Origin of the sequence: Halobacterium yunchengense, from assembly GCF_037031165.1 — an archaeon.
Classification (GTDB): Archaea; Halobacteriota; Halobacteria; order Halobacteriales; family Halobacteriaceae; genus Halobacterium; species Halobacterium yunchengense.
Genome location: NZ_JAYEZL010000001.1, coordinates 744,446 through 760,577, shown reverse-complemented (window position 1 = coordinate 760,577; position 16,132 = coordinate 744,446). Strand labels below are relative to the sequence as shown.

Below are 16,132 nucleotides of genomic sequence, written 5' to 3'. Positions count from 1 at the left end.
ATGGCGCGCGTCGTCGCCGTCGGGAGCGCGGTCCTCGACCGCGTCTACGCGCTCTCGAACCTCCCCGAACCCGACGGCGGCGCGTTCGTCCGGAGCTACGCGGAGCGCGCGGGCGGCGTCGCGGCGAACGTCGCGTGCGCGCTCGCCGCCCTCGACCACGACGCCGCCGTGGTCTCCAGGGTCGGCCGCGACGACGCCGGCGACCGCGTGCTCGCGTCCCTCGACGAGTGGGGCGTCGACGCCGACGGCGTGCGGCGCGGCGGCGACGACACCTCCTACACGCTGATTCTGCGCTCCCCGGGCGGCGACCGCATGATCGTCGCCGGCGGCGACAGCGTCCCCGGCCTCCGCCTCGCGGACGCCGACCGCGACCGCCTCCGCGAGGCCGACTGCGTCTTCACGAGCGCGTACGCGCCCGACCCGGCGGTCTCGGAACTCGTGGCCCTGCGCGAGCGCGGCGAACTCGCGGCGCTGGCGTTCGACCTCGCCGGTCCGCTGTCGGAACTGGACGGCCGCGGCGCGACGCCGGCGACCATCGACGCCGCCGCGGCGGCCGCGGACCTCTTCGTCGCGAACGAGGTCGCGGCGCGCTCGCACCTCGACCGCGGACCGGCCGGCGCCGCCGAACGCCTCCGCGAGGCCGGCGCCGACAGGGTCGCGGTCACCGAGGGCGCGGACGGCGCGCACCTCGCGAGCGCCGGCACGGACGGCGCCGAGCGCGTCCCCGCCGAACGGGTCGACGCCGTGGACACGACCGGCGCCGGCGACGCGTTCACCGCGGCGCTGATTCACGCGTGGGTGCTCGGCGACGCCGACGCAGCGACGGCCGGCCGGGTCGCCGCTCGCGCCGCCGCACAGAACTGCACGAGCGAGGGGGCCCGCGGCGCGCTCCCCGCGCTCGCGGACCTCCCCGAGAACGAGGATTAGGGTTTCGCGGCGACGAGCGCGCGGACGCGGTCCTCGTCGACTGGCGCGGTCGTCTCGCCGCCCGCCTTGAGCGCGGTGCCGACGATGGCGCCGTCGGCCGCGTCCAGCGTCTCGCCGACGGTCTCCTGCGTGACGCCGCTCCCGACGAACACGGGCACGTCGGGGTCGACGTCGTCGCGCGCGTCCGCGACCGCTCGCACGTGGTCGAGGTCCGCCCCGGCGCCCGTCCCCGGCCCGCTCGCGACGAGGCCGTCCGCGAGCCCCCGCTCGATCAACTCGTCGACCGCCTCGCCCAGCGGCCGGTCCGCGAGCGCCGCGGAGTGTTTCACGTCGACGTCGGCGAACACCGCAACGTCGGCGTCCAGGTGGTCGCGCAGGCGCATCGTCTCGGCGGCGTCGCCCTCGACGACGCCCTGATCGGTGAGCCGCGCGCCGGTGTGGACGTTCACGCGCACGAAGTCCGCGCCGGCCGCGGCCGCCACCGACACCGCCGCCTCGGCGTCGTTCCGCAGGACGTTCGCGCCCACCGGCACGTCGACCTCGGCGACCACCTCGCGGACGAGCGCCGCCATCGACGCCACCACGTGCTTCGGGACGCTGTCCGCGTGGAACGGCGCGTCCCCGAAGTTCTCCACGAGCACCGCGTCGACGCCGCCGGCCTCGAGGCGGCGCGCGTCCCGCAGCGCCGCCTCTCGAACCGCCGCGCGGTCGCCGTCGAAGCACGGCGCGCCCGGCAGCGCGTCGAGGTGGACCATCCCCGCGAGCGGGCGGTCCGCGGGGAAGTCGACCCGGACGGTCATTCCTCGGCGTCGCCGGCCGCGCCGCTGCCGGCGTCGTCGCCGCCGTCCTCGTCGGCTCCGTCGCCCCCGCCGCCTTCGGGTTCGAGGCCCCGGAACGCGTCGAGGATGACCTGCTTGGCGGTCGCGCCCTGCGAGGTCCAGTGGTTCGCGTAGTCGAGCATGTCCTCGTAGACGTCGGGCTTGCAGCCCGCCGCCTTCGGGTGGCCGCCGCCGTTGACCTGGCGGGCGACCTCGTGGGCGCGCTGGAAGGACTCCGTGCCGCGGATGCTCGCGCTCCCGGAGGGCTTGACGACTACGGCGGCGTCCGCGCCCTGCTCGCGGAGCGCCTCCGCGACCTCGTTCTGCGAGCACCGGCCGTACGTCACGCCGACGGTCCACTCGCCGACCTCCTTCAGGGCGGCGCGGTCGACCGCGCGCCGGACGAGCTCGTCCTTCTCCACGCGGCGCTCTTCGACGTACGCCATGACGTCCTCGGGGAGGTCCGGGCCGTGCTCCTGGACGACGTCCATGTACTCGTCGGCGTCCACCCAGTACGAGTAGTCCGCGAGGTCGTCGCTGCGCGGGTCCTCCTTCAGCCAGAGGTCGTGGTCGCGGGTGACCGCCGCGAGCTCCTTCAGGTGCCGCGGCAGGTCGGCGTCGACGGACCGCACCGCGACGTCCGCCGTGCACTCCTCGTCGCTGTCCCCGATTACGAGGTCGACGCCCGCGTCCCGCACCGCCCGCGCGGTCTCCTCGGTCCACTGGTGGTGGTCGTACCAGTGCACGTCGCCGGCGTGCTCGACGACGTACGCGAGTTCGTCCGCGACGTACGCGAAGCGGTCCGGGCAGAGGTCGCAGACGAACACCGTGCAGTCCGCCGCGCCGAACTCCGCGACCCGGCGCAGGCCGTCCTCGATCTCGTGGGGGCCGGCCGGCACCAGCGCCGCCTCGCCGTACACCTCGCGGACGATGGCCGCGCAGGCCAGGCCGTCCGCGTCCGGGTCCGCGACCACGAGCACGTCCGCGCCCTCGGCGCGCTCGCGGACCTCGCGGTCCTTCCGCTCCTCGTGGACGCTGTCGGGCACGAAAAAGCCCTTCCCGGGGAGCAGGGACTTCCGCTCCAGCGGCAGGTCCTCGTCCTCGATGACGGAGTCTTCCATACCGCGACGAGGTCCGGCCGCGCAAAGAACCCCGCGGTTCGCCGAACCGCCGGCGGACGCCCCGCGCGGTGCTGGCGCACTCAGGGGTCGAGGACCCACTCGCCGCGGCCGGTCGCGCTACCGTAGTGGCGGTCCGGGGACAGCAGTCCGTCGCGCTGCCACCGGAACGCAGTCCGGTGGTCGTACGCCAGCCGGCCCTCGGTGCGGAGGCCGCCGCAGGCGGTCAGCGCGCTCCGCGCGCGGTCGCTGGCCGGCTCCGCCTCGACGGCGAACGTGCTCCGCGTCGCGTCCGAGACGTTCGCCACCCGCACGCCGCTCCGCGTGTGGGGGTTCGGCCACGTCCGGTGGAGGCGCTGGTCGTCCGGGAAGTCCGCCTCCCGTTCGGCGAGTTCGACCGCGTAGCCGTCGTCGGCCTCGGCGTGCAGCGTCGTCCGCAGGCGCACGAACGTCCCGGCGTCCCGCCGCGCGACGGACGCCACCGACCGCGACGCGTACGCCTCCCCCGAGCCGAGGCGGCCGACCACGTGCGCCGCGCCGGCGTACGCGTACTCGTCGTCCGCCGACGACTCCGGCACGAACGTCTGGCAGTCCGGCACGCGCCCCGTCAGCGCCCACCCGAACGGGTCGAGCACGGGCCGACTCCAGCCGCCGTCGTCGACGACCGTGAACGTCTCGACGGTCTCGCCCCGCGGAACGGCGACGGCGACCGGCACGGGCCGCGCGCGCACCGACTCCACGCCGAACGTGCGGCCACCCGCCGCTTCCAGCGCGCCCCGGACCGCGAGCGCGGGGTCGCCGCCCGCGAGCGCGACCGGCTTCCCGGCGCGCAGCGCGCGAACCACCGCCACGCGGTCCGCGTCCGGCGTCGCGAGCACGGCGTCCGCGTCCTCGACCGACGCCGCCGTCTCCGGTGGCTCCGGCAGGTCGCTCTCGCCGCCGGCGACGTACACCGTCTCGTCGTCGAGCGCGTGGCTCGCGTCCGCGCCGAGGCCGCTCCCCGTGGTCACGTCGGGCCGGCCGCCGCCGAGCGCGCTGCACCCCGCCGCCGCGGCGAGGCCGCTCGCCCCGACGGCCGCGAGGAACCGCCGCCTGCTCGTGGAGGGCATCACGACCCACTCCGGCCGACACCGCCTAAAACCCAGCGCGGACCGAAACGCCCGCTGTACTCCGCGCCGCCGCTCACGCCGCCGCGTCGACGTCCGCGCCGTCCTCCAGCTGGCGCACCGTCAGCACGGGCACCGGACACGTCCGCACGACGCGCTCCGCGACGCTCCCGATGAGAAAGCGGTTCTCGCCGTGGCGGCCCCGCGTCCCCGTCGCCACCACGTCCGCGTCCACCTCGCGGGCGTACTGGCTGATCTCCGCCGCCGGCCGGCCCTCGCGGACCGCCGTCTCCACGCGCCGGCCGGCCGCGTCCGCGACCGCCGCGACCGCGTCCTCGCCGCGGTCAGCGAGCGCGTCCCGCATCTCCTCGCGGACCTCCTCGGGCGCGCTCTCCACCTCGCTCTCCTCGAGGACGTACAGCGCGTGCACGGCCGCGTCGAACCGCTCGGCGAAGTCCAGCGCGACGTCGACGGCCCGCCCGACGCTCTCGGAGCCGTCGGTCGCGATGACCACCGTCTCTATCATACCCGGACGGTCCGCGCCCCGCGCCCTTAAACCCACGCGGGGCGCCCGCGGCCGGCCGCCGCCGACCGGGCCACGCGGAGCGTTTTAGTAGCCCGCCCGCGCACCACCAGCCATGAGCATCGAAGTGGACACCGTCCTCGTCCCCGTGGACGGGACGGACGCGTCCGTCACCGCGGCCGAGTACGCGTTCGCGGTCGCCGAGCGGTACGGCGCGGACGCCCACGCGCTGTACGTCCTCGGCGAGACGGTCAGCCGCGGCATCCACGCCGGCGAGATCGACGAGTCCGAACTCGCCGCCGAGACGGAGGTGTTCCTCGCGGACCTCGCGGCCGCCGCGCCCGACGGCGTGCACGTCGACACGTCCATCGCGTACGGGTTCTCCACGACGCGGAAGCTCCAGCACCCCGGCAGCGTCATCCTCGACGCCGCCGAGGACGTCTCCGCGGACTTCCTGACGATCCCCCGGGAGGGGCTGCGCGGCGACTCCGGGGACGTCCTCGAGAAGGCCGCCGAGTACGTCCTCCTGTACGCCAGCCAGCCCGTCCTCTCAGTCTGAGGCCGCCGCGGTCCCGTCCTCGCCGCCGGCGCCGTCCGCCTCCGCGATGCGCGTCTTCACGAGCGCGTCGACGTGCTCGAAGAGCGCGTGCACCAACAGCCACGTCGCGAACAGCGTCGCCAGCCCCACGAACGCGAACCCGAGCGCGCCCGTCCGGGCGAACGCCGCGTTCGTGACGAGCAACGCCAGCCACGCGAGCGCGACCTGGAGGGTGAACTTGTTCCCGCGGGAGACGTGTTCGCCGGACCAATCGGGGTCGCCCATGGCCGCTGCTTCCGCCGGCGCCGCCAAAAACCTCGCGCACGCCGGTCAGTTCAGCCGGATGGCCATCTCCATCTCGAAGCTCTCCGCGGCCGCCGTCTCGAAGCCCACCTTCTCGTAGAGCGCGACCGCCGGCCGGTTCCACCGCTCGACGGTCAGCCAGACGCACTCCGCGCCCTCCGCCTGGCCGTACCCCAGCAGCGCCTCGATGAGCTTCGTGCCGATGCCCGCGCCCTGGTAGTCCTGGTGGACGAAGATGGCGAGCTCGTAGGTCGACTCGTCGTCCGGCACCAGCGTCGCGTGGCCCGCCACCGCGTCGCCGTGCCACGCGATGACGTCGAAGCCGTCCTGCTCGAGGAGCGTCTCCAGCCACTCCCGGATGCGGTCCTCGCCGACGGGCGGCACGCCCTGCGCGCGGTCCGCCGGGTCGAAGTCCGCGTACATCTCCACGAGCGCCTCGAACGCCTCGCTGCCCGGCTCGTGGTGCTCGCGCCACGCCCGCACCTCGACGTCCCGCCCCTCGGCGTCGGCGAACTCGCGGGGCGGCCGCGGGAACTCGTCGGCGGCCGCCTCCGGGTAGACGCGCTCCCCGGGCATGCTACCGCACCAGCTTCACCGACACGCGCGCGTTCAACAGCACGAACTCCGCGATGTGTCCGAGCCGGATCTTCCCCATCGGGCTGCGCTGGCCGCCGCCGAGCACGATCTGGTCGAACCCCTCGGACTCCGCGAGCTCCACGAGCGAACTCCCCGGGTCCCCGGACAGCCGCCGCACGTCCTCCGCGAGCCCCGCGTCCGCCAGCTCCTCGCGCGCCGCCGCGACCACCGCCTCGGGGTCCCGGTCGCTCTCCGGGTTCTCCACGACCGCCACCGTCAGGTCGTCGCCCGCCTCCACCGCCCGCGCCACCGTCTCCGAGAGCGCGTCCAGCGAGTCGTCGGCGCCGCCGATGCCCAACAGCACTTTCATACCCCGAGTGTCTGCGCGTCGGTCCAAAAGGGTTTGCTCGCCCGACCCGCGCGCTGCGGTGCCACGACGCCGCTCGCTGATTCGGAGCGTCCTCGCTGCGCTCGGACGCTCCCCGGCTCGCGGCTCCCTTGCGCTCACGGCTCCCGGCGGTCGCCGCTCGCGCGGACGTGGCCTCCCAGCGGTCGGCCACGCGCTCTCCGCTCGCTGATTCGGAGCGTCCTCGCTGCGCTCGGACGCTCCCCGACACCCTTTTGCGCGGAACCCGGCAACGAGGTGGTATGCAAGAGGAACGCGGTTCGCCGGCCGACTGGGACCTCGCGCCGGCGGTCCGGCCGGTCGCCGACGAGCCGACCGAGGAGCCGACCGACGACGTCCCCCGGGACGTCCGCGAGTACACGCGGTTCTCGAAGATGGACGGCGCGCAGTACGAGCGCGTCAACGAGTTCCTCCGGGACCGCACGTACATCACGGCCCGCGAGTGGGCGATCGCGCGGCTGTGCGCGGACTTCCGCACCGAGACGGGCGTGGAGATGACGAAGATCGGGGAGAACCTCCCGGAGCTGGTGCCGTTCATGACCGACACGTACTCGCCGCAGGCCGTCAACCAGGCGCGGTCGGCGTTCGAGGAGAAGGTGCGGATGGCGGGCGCGACGTTCCTCTACGGCGCGATGTGCGGGTTCTTCACCGCGGACGAGCTCGACGACCTGATGTACGAGGTGACCGAGGTCGCGAAGTTCCTCCTGGAGGTCGAGGGCGTCGACCTCTCCGTCGAGGACGAACTCGAGGCCGAGGAGCGCATCTCGTCGGTGATGCGGGACGTCCGGTCGGCCAGCGACGAACTCCGCCACGACGGCACCGAGTGCCCGAACTGCGGGCACACCATCGAGGCCGACGCCGACGACTGACGCCGCTGGCGACTGGAACGGTCTCGCGTCCGAGGAGTGACCCAACCCACGACTGAACAGTCCCGTCCCCGTCGCCGCCGCGGCCGCCTCCTCAGTTCTCGCGCAGCGCCTCGGGGAGGAACGGGTCGACGTGCTGGTGGACGAACTCCACGTAGTCGTCGTTCAGGCGCCGGCAGAACAGGCGGAGCTCGCCGTCGGCCTGCACGGCCTCGAGGGTCTCGCGGCTGCCGCCCGCGTCGTAGTACGCCGGCACGAACACCGCGGTCTCGCTTTCGGGGGCCTTCTCCACGACGAGCAGGTAGTACGTGCCGCCGCTCTCCGCGCCGAAGACGTCCACCTCGCCGAACGACGCGTCCGCGGCGAGCGCCTCCAGCTCCTCGTACTCGGGGCCGGGCAGCAGGACGTCCAGGCCCGTCCGCAGCTCGGAGTCGACGAGCACGGCGTCCCCGGGGTGCAGTTCCAGGGTCGTCCAGCCGCGGTCGCGGTACGCCTCGGCGGTCGCCTCCATGTCCTCGATGACCGCCTGCCAGCCCTCGCTCGCCTGGACCTGCGTCGGCGTGCCGCCGGCGGGGTTGTCGCTCATGTGTGCACGGCGGGTAGCGCCGGGGATAAGCGTTGCCCACGCCTGCGACGGCAGCGGCGGCGCCGGCGGTCCGGTGGCCTGCTGTGCCAGTCCCGCAAGCTATTTCTTGGGCGCCCTGTGACGTTCTCCCAGTGACTGACCTCCTGTCGCTCTCCGGTCTGCGGACGCAGTTCAACACGAAACGCGGCGCCGTGAAGGCCGTCGACGGCATCGACCTCACCATCGAGGAGGGGGAGACCGTCGGCCTCGTCGGCGAATCCGGCTCCGGGAAGAGCGTCACGGCGCTGTCCGCGATGGACCTCGTCGACGACCCCGGGGAGGTCGTCGACGGCCGCGTGACGTTCGAGGCCACCGACCTCGCCGCCGAGTTCGCCGCCGAGTACGACGACGCGGTCGTCCCCTACCCGTTCGAGCTCGTCGACGCCGTCTGGACGCTCGTCGGCGACCTCCGCGTCGAGGAGGACGTCGAGTCCGCGCCAGCCGAGCTCCGCGGCATCGCGGACGACCTCGCCGGCGACGACGACCCCGCGTCGCTCGCGCCCGCGCTGCGTGACGCCGCCGACCGCCTCGCGGACGGCGCGGACGCCGACGCGGTCGCCGACGACCTCGAGGACGCCGTCGACGAGGCGTCGGACGGCTTCGTGTACGTCGACGACGCCGCCCGCGAGCGCATCGCGGGCGGTGCGAGCGCCGCTGACGTCACCGTCACCGACGGCACCGTCGACCTCACGGCGGCGCCCGAGGAGGCGATGCGGAAGGTCCGCGGCGGCGAGATGGGGATGATCTTCCAGGACCCGATGACGTCGCTGAACCCCGCGGTGACCGTCGGCGAGCAGGTCGCCGAGTCGCTGCGCCTCCACCGGTACGGCGACCGCAAAACGGACTCGTGGGTGAACGGCATCCGGGAGATCCTCCCGAAGATCGGCGGCCGCAAGTACGACGAGGAGGTGATCGCGGACGTCGTGGACATCCTCACCGAGGTCGGCATCCCGGAGGCGACGACGCGCCTCGACGAGTACCCCCACGAGTTCTCCGGCGGGATGCGCCAGCGCGTGCTCATCGCCATCGCGCTGGCGTGCCGGCCGCAGCTGCTCATCGCCGACGAGCCGACGACGGCCCTGGACGTCACCATCCAGGCCCAGATCCTGGACCTCATCGACGACCTCCAGGAGGAGTTCGGGATGTCGGTGCTGATGATCACCCACGACCTCGGCGTCGTCGCGGAGACCTGCGACCGCGTCGCCGTGATGTACGCCGGCGAGATCGTCGAGGAGGGGCCCGTCGAGGAGATCTTCCACAACCCCAGCCACCCCTACACGTACACGCTCCTGGAGTCCATCCCGACCGAGGAGAAAGACCGGCTGACGCCCATCGAGGGCAACGTCCCCGACCTCATCGACATGCCCGACGGGTGTCACTTCGCGCCGCGGTGCCCGTGGGCGAAACCGGAGTGCCGCGAGGGCGAGATCCCGTACCTCCAGCACGGGCCCGAGGACGTCGACCACCGCTCGAAGTGCATCCTCCCCGAGTTCGACCAGAGCGAGTACGGCACCGCCGGCGTCGAGTCCACGGTGACACACGAGGTCGGGGAGCCGCTGGTCTCCCTGCAGGGGATGCGGAAGTACTACGAGCAGGAGGAGGGCGTCCTCGACCGCGTGTTCGGCGAGAAGGCCAGCGTGAAGGCCGTCGACGGCATCGACCTCGACGTCCACGAGGGCGAGACGCTCGGACTCGTGGGCGAGTCCGGCTGCGGGAAGTCGACGGCGGGCCGGGCGCTGCTCCACCTCGACCCGCCGACCGACGGCACCGTCGTGTTCGCGGGCGAGGACCTCGGCGACCTCTCGAAGTCCGAGCTCCGCGAGAAGCGCAAGGACATGCAGATGGTCTTCCAGGACCCGATGTCCAGTCTCGACCCGCGGATGACCGTCGGGCAGACCATCATGGAGCCGCTGAAGATCCACGGGCTCGCGAAGGGCCAGCGGCGACAGCGCGTCCTCGAACTCCTCGAGGAGGTCGGGCTGGACGAGAGCCAGTACGGCCGCTACCCACACGAGCTGTCGGGCGGGCAGCGCCAGCGCGTCGGCATCGCGCGGGCGCTCGCGGTCGACCCCGACTTCATCGTCGCCGACGAGCCCGTCTCGGCGCTGGACGTCTCCGTGCAGGCCCAGATCATCAACCTCATGGAGGACCTCCAGGAGGAGTTCGGGCTGACGTACCTCTTCATCGCCCACGACCTCTCCGTGGTGCGCCACATCGCCGACCGGGTCGCCGTGATGTACCTCGGCGAGATCGTGGAGGTCGCGGAGACCGACGACCTGTTCGACGACCCGAAGCACCCGTACACGAACGCGTTGCTGTCGGCGATCCCCGAGCCCGACCCGCTCGCGGAGACCGGGGACCGCACCATCCTGAAAGGCGACGTGCCGTCGCCGATCGACCCGCCGAGCGGCTGTCACTTCCGCACGCGCTGTCCGTCCGTGATCCCCCCCGAGGACCTCGACATCGAGCAGGAGCGCTACCGCGAGGTGATGTTCTACCGGCAGCGCGTCGAGGCTCGCGACATCGATCTGGAGGCGGCGCGCGCGGAGGCCGCGGGCGGGGACGCGGCCGACGCGGCGGTCGCCGACGGCGGCTCCAGCCTGCACGCGGTGCTGCGCGAGGAGTTCTTCGACGGCCCGCTGTCGGGGCGCGCCCGGGACGCCGTCGAGGAGTCCTTCGACCACCTCGACGACGGCGACTGGGAGGCCGCCGAGTCCGTGCTCCGGGAGACCTTCGAGAGCGTCTGCGAGCGCGAGGACCCCCACCTCGGCGACGACGACCACCCGGCGGCCTGCCACCTCTTCGCGGACGCCGAGTAGCAGGTCGGCTCGTTGAGTGAATCGGCTCTCGCCGCCGCGACAGACCGCCACCCTCGTGCGGAACGGCAAGAATTACCGACTCCCACAGTGATGACCTGTCAACCGGTTCGGCCGCCCGAGCGGCGTTCCGTCCCCGTCCGGTAGTATTATTTATGTAGCTGTATGGGGTACTCTTATGGCAGGCAATGACAGCCAGGTTTCCAGGCGTAGTTTCCTGAAAGCTGCCGGTAGCGCCACGGTCGCCGCGACGGCGACGAGCTCCGTCGCCGGGTGTCTCGGCGGCGGCGGTGGCGACGGCGGCGGCACCCTCCGGTACGGCCGGAGCGCACACTCCGACACGCTCGACCCCCACAACACGACCAGCGGCGAAGTCGCGAAGGTCACCAACCAGGCCTACGAGGGCCTCATCGCGTTCAACCCCGGCGAGACCACTCTCACCGAGTCGCTGGCGACCGACTGGGACCTCGACGGTACGGACGTCACGCTGACGCTCCGCGAGGACGTCACGTTCCACGACGGCTCGGACTTCACGGCGGACGACTTCATCGCGACGTTCCGTCGGTTCACCGACGAGGACTACGAGTACTACTTCGAGGACGCGTCCGTCTACGGCGGGGTCACGTTCGGGAACTGGATCGAGGAGGCGTCCAAGGACGGCGACTACACGCTCAACCTCACACTCACGCAACCGTACGCGCCGATGCTGCGGAACCTCGCGATGTTCGCGGCGGTCGTCATCTCGCAGGACGCCATCGAAGGCGACACCGACCTCGGCCAGGAGATGGTCGGTACCGGGCCGTTCCAGCTCGAGGAACTCGACAACGCGAACAACCGCATCCAGCTGACCGCCTACGACGACTACTGGGGCGAGGGCGCGAACGTCGACGAGCTCCTGTTCCTGACGCGCGGCCAGAACTCCACTCGCGCCCAGGCGCTCGTCGAAGAGGAGATGGAGATCATCGACGGTCTCGACCCGGACACCATCCAGACGGTCGACGAGTCCGACACGGCGGAGACCCGCTCCGCGACCGGCATCAACATCGGCTACATGGTGTTCAACCAGTCCCGCGTCGAGGCGTTCCGCGACCGGCGCGTCCGGCAGGCGATCAGTTACGCCATCGACACGGAGAGCATCGTCGAGGAGATCTACTCCGGCATGGCCTCGCAGGCCGACCAGCCGTGCCCGCCGGCGCTGTTCGGGCACGACGACGACCTCAGCCCCTACGAGCACGACCCCGACGAGGCGGAGGCGCTGCTCGAGGAGGCCGGCTACGGCGACGGGTTCGAGTTCGAACTGACGACGTTCCAGAACGCCCGCGGCTACAACCCGGCGCCGCTCCCCACCGCGGAGGCCATCCGGACGAACCTCGGCGACGTCGGCATCGACGTCACCATCGACGACCGCCAGTTCTCCGACTACCTCACGTACACCGCCGAGGGCCGCCACGACGCGTCCCTCTCGGGCTGGTACACCGACAACGCCGACCCGGACAACTTCATGTACGTGTTGCTCCACCCCGGCGTCGAGTCTCCCGAGGGGCAGGACTACGTCGACTGGGGCACCGAGGGCTTCAACACCTCGAACCGCGGGGCGTGGGCGAACCAGGACTACATGGACCTCGTCGAGGAGGCCCAGCAGGTCTACGACGAGGACGAACGCCAGGACCTCTACCAGGAGGCGTCCCAGATCGCCCACGACGAGGCGCCGTGGGTGTACATCGACTACGCCGACGAGCTGCGCGGCGTCTCTAACCGCGTGAGCAACTACACCGTCTCCGCCATCGGCGGCCCGCACCTCGACCTCGTCGAGGTCGAGTGACGGGCCGGTAGCGCGCGGTCGGACAGGACCTTTTTTGTCGCTCGAACTCCCGGGTTCGAGTAATGGTATCAAAGCGGTTTGTAACCAAGCGACTCCTGTTGCTCGTCCCCGTCCTCTTCGGCGTGGCGACGCTGGTGTTCGCCGTCCTCCACCTCTCGCCCGGCGACCCCGCAGTTGCCATCGCCGGCGAACGGGCGGAGCGAGCGTACATCGAGCAGGTACGCGCTGATATGGGTCTAGACGACCCGCTCTGGGAGCAGTACGTTCGATTCCTCGGCGACGTCGTGACCCTGAACCTCGGCGAGTCCTACCAGGTCCAACGCGGCATGCCGGTCACCGAGCTGCTCGCCGACCGCCTCCCGGTCACCGTCGAGCTCGCCGTCCTCGGTCAGATCGCGGGCCTGCTGTTCGGCATCCCGCTGGGCATCGTCAGCGCGGTCAAGCAGGACACGTGGACCGACCACTTCACGCGCGTCGGCGCGCTCGCCGGCATCAGCGTCCCCATCTACTGGAGCGGTCCCCTGCTCATCCTGCTGTTCGCGCAGGTCCTCGGCGTCCTCCCGACGAGCGGGCGCATCGGCTCGGCGCACTTCATCGACAAGACGACCGGCCTCATCCTCGTGGACACGCTCGTCGCCGGCGACATGGCGGCGTTCCGGTCGGCGGTGATGCACCTGCTGATGCCGGTCACCGTGCTCGGCATCTACTCGATGGCGTTCATCTCGCGGATGATGCGGTCGTCGCTGCTGGAGGTCATCCGGCAGGACTACATGCGGACCGCGCGCGCGAAGGGCCAGGGCGCGAAGATCACCGTCATGAAACACGGCCTCCGGAACGCGTTCATCCCCGTCATCACCATCATCGGTATCATGTTCGGGTCGATGCTCGGCGGCTCCGTGCTGACGGAGACGGTCTTCGAGATCAACGGCATCGGCACCCTCCTGGTCGACGCCATCAGCCGCAGTGACTACCCGGTCGTGCAGGCGACCGTCCTGGTGTTCGCGTTCATGTACACGCTCGTGAACCTCTTCGTGGACATCACGTACTCCATCCTCGACCCCCGGATCGACCAATGAGCACGGAATCATCGCAATCGGCGGACGTGGAACGCGGCGTCCTGGAGCGACTGCGCGCCAGCCCGTTCCTCACTGAACTGCTGTCCAACCGCATCGCGGTCGTCGGCCTCAGCATCATCGTCGCGATGTTCGTCGTCGCCATCTACGCGCGCCTGACGTACAGCGTCGACGCCATCGTCGCGACCCGGTTCGACGCGAACCCGACGGAGGCGGCCCCGAGCGCGGAGTTCTGGTTCGGCACCGACGGCCAGGCCCGCGACATCTTCCCGCGCGTGCTGTACGGCGCGTGGTACGCGCTGAAGTTCGGGACCGCGACCGTACTGGCGTCGACGGTACTCGGCATCGGGGCGGGCATCCTCGCGGCGTACTACGGCGACCTCGCGGACAACCTTATCATGCGGACGATGGACGTCCTGCTGTCGTTCCCGTCGCTGTTGCTCGCGCTGGCGCTGGTGACCATCTTCCCGGAGAGTCTCGGCCTGTGGCGCGCGGTGGCGGCGCTGACGCTCGTGTACACGCCGCGGTTCGCGCGCGTCGTGCGCGGCGCGGCGCTGAAAGTCCTCGAGGACGAGTACATCGAGGCGACGCGCGCGCTCGGCGCGACCGACCCGCGGCTGCTCGTCCGGCACGTCCTCCCGAACTGCCTGGCGCCGATCACGGTGCAGTCGACGCTGAACTACGGGCTGGCCATCATCGACATCGCGGCGCTGTCCTTCCTCGGGTTCGGCGCGAGCCCCGGCGACCCCTCGTGGGGGATGATGCTCTCGGAGGGCGTCGAGCGCGGCCTGTTCTCGGGCGCGTGGTGGTGGTCGTTCTTCCCCGGCCTGTTCCTCGCGCTGGCCGTGCTCGGGTTCAACCTCCTCGGTGACGGGATGCGGGACGCGCTCGACCCGCGGATGCGGGATGCCGTCGACTGACCCCGTCGGGTCGTCGCGGCCGCGCGCGGAACGCTACCGCGCGCTCGCAGTCGGCGCGGCCCGCTGGGCGCTGGTCGGCGCGGCGGTCGGCGCCGCCCTCTCTGCGGCCCTGCTCGCGGTGTGGTCCCCGAAGGCGGCGACGGACACGGCGTTCGCGCTCGGGGGGCTCGTGCTCGGGTTCGGCGTGACCGCGTGGTCGACGTCGGTGAGCCTCGGTCGCACCATCGAGGGGATGCAGGACCGCCTGGACGTGAGCTCCGGGTGGACGGAGGCGGGCGCCCGCCAGGCGTTCTTCGTGCTGTCGTGGACGGGCGCCGGCTGGGTGGTCGCCGCGGCGCTGGCGTCCATCGCGCTCGGCGTGTAGGCGCCCGGACCCGCGCGGCGCCGGACCTGTGCGGCGCCCGGCGGCCGGCCGCTACGCGCGGACGTTCTCGCCGTCGCCGTCGGCGACCGACTCGCCGTCCCAGACGACGGTGCCGCGGACCATCGTGAGTTCGGGGAAGACGCCGCCCAGCCCCTCGAACGGCGTCCAGTCGCACGCCGAGTGCAGGCGGTCGCCGCGGATCTCCGTCGAGTGGTCGGGGTCGACGAGCACGAGATCGGCGTCCGCGCCCGCCTCGACGCGGCCCTTCCGCGGCAGGCCGAAGACGGCGGCGGGGTTCGCGGCCGTGACGTCCCGGACGCGCTCGAAGGAGAGCCGGCCCTCGCTGGCCGCCTGCACGAGCAGCGGGAGCGCGGTCTCGACGCCCGGCACGCCGGAGGGCGCGTCCCAGACGCTCGCGTCCTTCTCCTCGCGCGTGTGGGGCGCGTGGTCGGTCGCCACGACGTCCACGCGGCCGTCCGCCAGCCGCTCGAACAGCGCCTCGCGGCGCGCCTCGCTGCGCAGCGGCGGGTTCATGCGGCCGAACGTCCCGAGGTCGTCGAGGTCCTCGCGGGAGAGGAACAGGTGGTGGGGGGTCGCCTCGCAGGTCGCGCCGCCCGCCTTCGCCGCGTCCACGCCCTCCGGCGTCGACGTGTGCGCGATGTGAATCGTGGCGTCGGCGTCGTTCCCGACCGCCACAGCCCGCTCGACGGCGGTTTCCTCGGCTTCGGGCGTGCGGTACGCGCTCCAGGCGTCGGCGTCGTCCCGGTCTCTCGCCGCGTCCGCGAACAGGTCGGCGTCCTCCGCGTGCACCGTGACGACGACGTCCTCGTCGGCGGCGCGCTCGCAGGCCGCCTCGAACAGGTCCGCCTCGATGCCCATCTCGCCCGTGGAGTCCGCGAGGAACACCTCGCCGAGCGCGAACAGCGGCCGGTCGAACAGCGACTCGGGGTCCCAGTCCGCCGTCACGCCGCCGTTGATCCCCCAGTCGACGACGGACTCGGCGGCGAACGCGGCCTTCTCGTCGAACGCGGCGCCCGTCACCGTCGGCGGGTCCGTGTTCGGCTGGTCGACGACGGTGGTGACGCCGCCGGCGGCCGCGCTGCGCGACCCCGACGCCCACGTCTCCTTGTGCGAGAACCCCGGCTGGCGGAAGTGCACGTGGACGTCGATCATCCCCGGCAGGAGCCGCTTCCCGGTCGCGTCCACGAGCGTCTCGCCGTCGAGGTCCTCGCCGACCGCGTCGACGCGCTCGCCGTCGACGCGGACGTCCCGCACGCGGCCGTCCGCGAGCGTCGCGTTCCGAATGACCTGCATACGCCGACTCCGACCGG

The 16,132-nt window shown here is 72.3% G+C and carries 17 protein-coding genes; 8 read left to right on the top strand and 9 right to left on the bottom strand.

Annotated features, from left to right (window positions below; all coding sequences use genetic code 11):
- Nucleotides 1–927, top strand: a complete 927-nt coding sequence (locus U5911_RS03870) for a carbohydrate kinase family protein (RefSeq protein ID WP_336035428.1) — start codon at nucleotides 1–3, stop codon at nucleotides 925–927.
- Here the strand turns inward: U5911_RS03870 and U5911_RS03865 are convergent.
- The 4 genes from U5911_RS03865 to U5911_RS03850 form a co-directional block, all read right to left on the bottom strand.
- The gene (locus tag U5911_RS03865; RefSeq protein WP_336035426.1) at nucleotides 924–1,727 is read right to left on the bottom strand and encodes a BtpA/SgcQ family protein; all 804 of its coding nucleotides are present in this window, start codon (nucleotides 1,725–1,727) and stop codon (nucleotides 924–926) included. The two genes, U5911_RS03870 and U5911_RS03865, sit on opposite strands and share 4 nt — an antisense overlap.
- Nucleotides 1,724–2,866, bottom strand: a complete 1,143-nt coding sequence (locus tag U5911_RS03860; RefSeq protein ID WP_336035424.1) for a DHH family phosphoesterase — start codon at nucleotides 2,864–2,866, stop codon at nucleotides 1,724–1,726. The genes U5911_RS03865 and U5911_RS03860 overlap by 4 nt, the downstream gene beginning before the upstream one ends.
- 80 nt (nucleotides 2,867–2,946) lie before the next feature.
- Entirely contained in the window at nucleotides 2,947–3,972 is a 1,026-nt protein-coding gene (locus tag U5911_RS03855) for a hypothetical protein (protein WP_336035422.1), read from the bottom strand.
- A gap of 73 nt (nucleotides 3,973–4,045) precedes the next feature.
- On the bottom strand, nucleotides 4,046–4,495 hold the full coding sequence (locus U5911_RS03850; protein ID WP_336035420.1) for a universal stress protein: 450 nt from the start codon (nucleotides 4,493–4,495) through the stop codon (nucleotides 4,046–4,048).
- Nucleotides 4,496–4,607: 112 nt separating this feature from the next.
- Here U5911_RS03850 and U5911_RS03845 point away from each other — a divergent pair, with 112 nt between their 5' ends.
- Nucleotides 4,608–5,051 carry a universal stress protein gene (locus U5911_RS03845; protein ID WP_336035418.1) on the top strand — a complete coding sequence of 148 codons (444 nt, stop codon included), beginning with the start codon at nucleotides 4,608–4,610 and terminating at the stop codon, nucleotides 5,049–5,051.
- Here the strand turns inward: U5911_RS03845 and U5911_RS03840 are convergent.
- From U5911_RS03840 to U5911_RS03830, 3 genes are read right to left on the bottom strand one after another with little or no spacing between them, the layout of a single operon-like run.
- Entirely contained in the window at nucleotides 5,043–5,315 is a 273-nt protein-coding gene (locus tag U5911_RS03840; RefSeq protein WP_336035416.1) for a hypothetical protein, read from the bottom strand. The two genes, U5911_RS03845 and U5911_RS03840, sit on opposite strands and share 9 nt — an antisense overlap.
- Before the next feature lie 45 nt (nucleotides 5,316–5,360).
- Nucleotides 5,361–5,909 (bottom strand): GNAT family N-acetyltransferase, encoded by a 549-nt coding sequence (locus U5911_RS03835; protein ID WP_336035414.1) that lies wholly within the window; start codon nucleotides 5,907–5,909, stop codon nucleotides 5,361–5,363.
- 1 nt (nucleotide 5,910) lies between these two features.
- The gene (locus U5911_RS03830) at nucleotides 5,911–6,279 is read right to left on the bottom strand and encodes a universal stress protein (RefSeq protein ID WP_336035413.1); all 369 of its coding nucleotides are present in this window, start codon (nucleotides 6,277–6,279) and stop codon (nucleotides 5,911–5,913) included.
- 278 nt (nucleotides 6,280–6,557) lie between these two features.
- Between U5911_RS03830 and U5911_RS03825 the strand changes: the two genes are divergently transcribed.
- Nucleotides 6,558–7,184: a DUF5806 family protein gene (locus U5911_RS03825; RefSeq protein WP_336035412.1), complete on the top strand. Its 627-nt coding sequence runs from the start codon at nucleotides 6,558–6,560 to the stop codon at nucleotides 7,182–7,184.
- Between the two features lie 91 nt (nucleotides 7,185–7,275).
- Here U5911_RS03825 and U5911_RS03820 read toward each other — a convergent pair whose 3' ends face one another.
- Nucleotides 7,276–7,767: a DUF7529 family protein gene (locus U5911_RS03820; RefSeq protein WP_336035410.1), complete on the bottom strand. Its 492-nt coding sequence runs from the start codon at nucleotides 7,765–7,767 to the stop codon at nucleotides 7,276–7,278.
- A 131-nt stretch (nucleotides 7,768–7,898) separates the two neighbouring features.
- Between U5911_RS03820 and U5911_RS03815 the strand changes: the two genes are divergently transcribed.
- The 5 genes from U5911_RS03815 (at nucleotide 7,899) to U5911_RS03795 (ending at nucleotide 14,801) form a co-directional block, all read left to right on the top strand.
- Nucleotides 7,899–10,625, top strand: coding sequence for an ABC transporter ATP-binding protein (locus U5911_RS03815; protein ID WP_336035407.1), 2,727 nt, complete (start codon nucleotides 7,899–7,901; stop codon nucleotides 10,623–10,625).
- Between the two features lie 175 nt (nucleotides 10,626–10,800).
- Nucleotides 10,801–12,444 (top strand): ABC transporter substrate-binding protein, encoded by a 1,644-nt coding sequence (locus U5911_RS03810; protein WP_336035406.1) that lies wholly within the window; start codon nucleotides 10,801–10,803, stop codon nucleotides 12,442–12,444.
- A gap of 62 nt (nucleotides 12,445–12,506) precedes the next feature.
- Nucleotides 12,507–13,520 carry an ABC transporter permease gene (locus tag U5911_RS03805; protein ID WP_336035404.1) on the top strand — a complete coding sequence of 338 codons (1,014 nt, stop codon included), beginning with the start codon at nucleotides 12,507–12,509 and terminating at the stop codon, nucleotides 13,518–13,520.
- Nucleotides 13,517–14,437: an ABC transporter permease gene (locus U5911_RS03800; RefSeq protein WP_336035402.1), complete on the top strand. Its 921-nt coding sequence runs from the start codon at nucleotides 13,517–13,519 to the stop codon at nucleotides 14,435–14,437. Before U5911_RS03805 ends, U5911_RS03800 begins: the two co-directional genes overlap by 4 nt.
- On the top strand, nucleotides 14,424–14,801 hold the full coding sequence (locus tag U5911_RS03795) for a DUF7268 family protein (protein ID WP_336035401.1): 378 nt from the start codon (nucleotides 14,424–14,426) through the stop codon (nucleotides 14,799–14,801). The genes U5911_RS03800 and U5911_RS03795 overlap by 14 nt, the downstream gene beginning before the upstream one ends.
- A gap of 51 nt (nucleotides 14,802–14,852) precedes the next feature.
- Here U5911_RS03795 and U5911_RS03790 read toward each other — a convergent pair whose 3' ends face one another.
- Nucleotides 14,853–16,115 (bottom strand): dihydroorotase, encoded by a 1,263-nt coding sequence (locus U5911_RS03790; RefSeq protein WP_336035400.1) that lies wholly within the window; start codon nucleotides 16,113–16,115, stop codon nucleotides 14,853–14,855.
- Between the last annotated feature and the right edge of the window lie 17 nt (nucleotides 16,116–16,132).

Bases quoted from the DNA above. Each gene is read 5' to 3' on its own strand.
- U5911_RS03850 (WP_336035420.1), bottom strand. From the start codon at position 4,495: ATGATAGAGACGGTGGTCATCGCGACCGACGGCTCCGAGAGCGTCGGG.
- U5911_RS03795 (WP_336035401.1), top strand. From the start codon at position 14,424: ATGCCGTCGACTGACCCCGTCGGGTCGTCGCGGCCGCGCGCGGAACGC.
- U5911_RS03840 (WP_336035416.1), bottom strand. From the start codon at position 5,315: ATGGGCGACCCCGATTGGTCCGGCGAACACGTCTCCCGCGGGAACAAG.
- U5911_RS03820 (WP_336035410.1), bottom strand. From the start codon at position 7,767: ATGAGCGACAACCCCGCCGGCGGCACGCCGACGCAGGTCCAGGCGAGC.
- U5911_RS03810 (WP_336035406.1), top strand. From the start codon at position 10,801: ATGGCAGGCAATGACAGCCAGGTTTCCAGGCGTAGTTTCCTGAAAGCT.
- U5911_RS03855 (WP_336035422.1), bottom strand. From the start codon at position 3,972: ATGCCCTCCACGAGCAGGCGGCGGTTCCTCGCGGCCGTCGGGGCGAGC.
- U5911_RS03825 (WP_336035412.1), top strand. From the start codon at position 6,558: ATGCAAGAGGAACGCGGTTCGCCGGCCGACTGGGACCTCGCGCCGGCG.
- U5911_RS03790 (WP_336035400.1), bottom strand. From the start codon at position 16,115: ATGCAGGTCATTCGGAACGCGACGCTCGCGGACGGCCGCGTGCGGGAC.
- U5911_RS03835 (WP_336035414.1), bottom strand. From the start codon at position 5,909: ATGCCCGGGGAGCGCGTCTACCCGGAGGCGGCCGCCGACGAGTTCCCG.
- U5911_RS03800 (WP_336035402.1), top strand. From the start codon at position 13,517: ATGAGCACGGAATCATCGCAATCGGCGGACGTGGAACGCGGCGTCCTG.
- U5911_RS03860 (WP_336035424.1), bottom strand. From the start codon at position 2,866: ATGGAAGACTCCGTCATCGAGGACGAGGACCTGCCGCTGGAGCGGAAG.
- U5911_RS03805 (WP_336035404.1), top strand. From the start codon at position 12,507: ATGGTATCAAAGCGGTTTGTAACCAAGCGACTCCTGTTGCTCGTCCCC.
- U5911_RS03870 (WP_336035428.1), top strand. From the start codon at position 1: ATGGCGCGCGTCGTCGCCGTCGGGAGCGCGGTCCTCGACCGCGTCTAC.
- U5911_RS03830 (WP_336035413.1), bottom strand. From the start codon at position 6,279: ATGAAAGTGCTGTTGGGCATCGGCGGCGCCGACGACTCGCTGGACGCG.
- U5911_RS03845 (WP_336035418.1), top strand. From the start codon at position 4,608: ATGAGCATCGAAGTGGACACCGTCCTCGTCCCCGTGGACGGGACGGAC.
- U5911_RS03865 (WP_336035426.1), bottom strand. From the start codon at position 1,727: ATGACCGTCCGGGTCGACTTCCCCGCGGACCGCCCGCTCGCGGGGATG.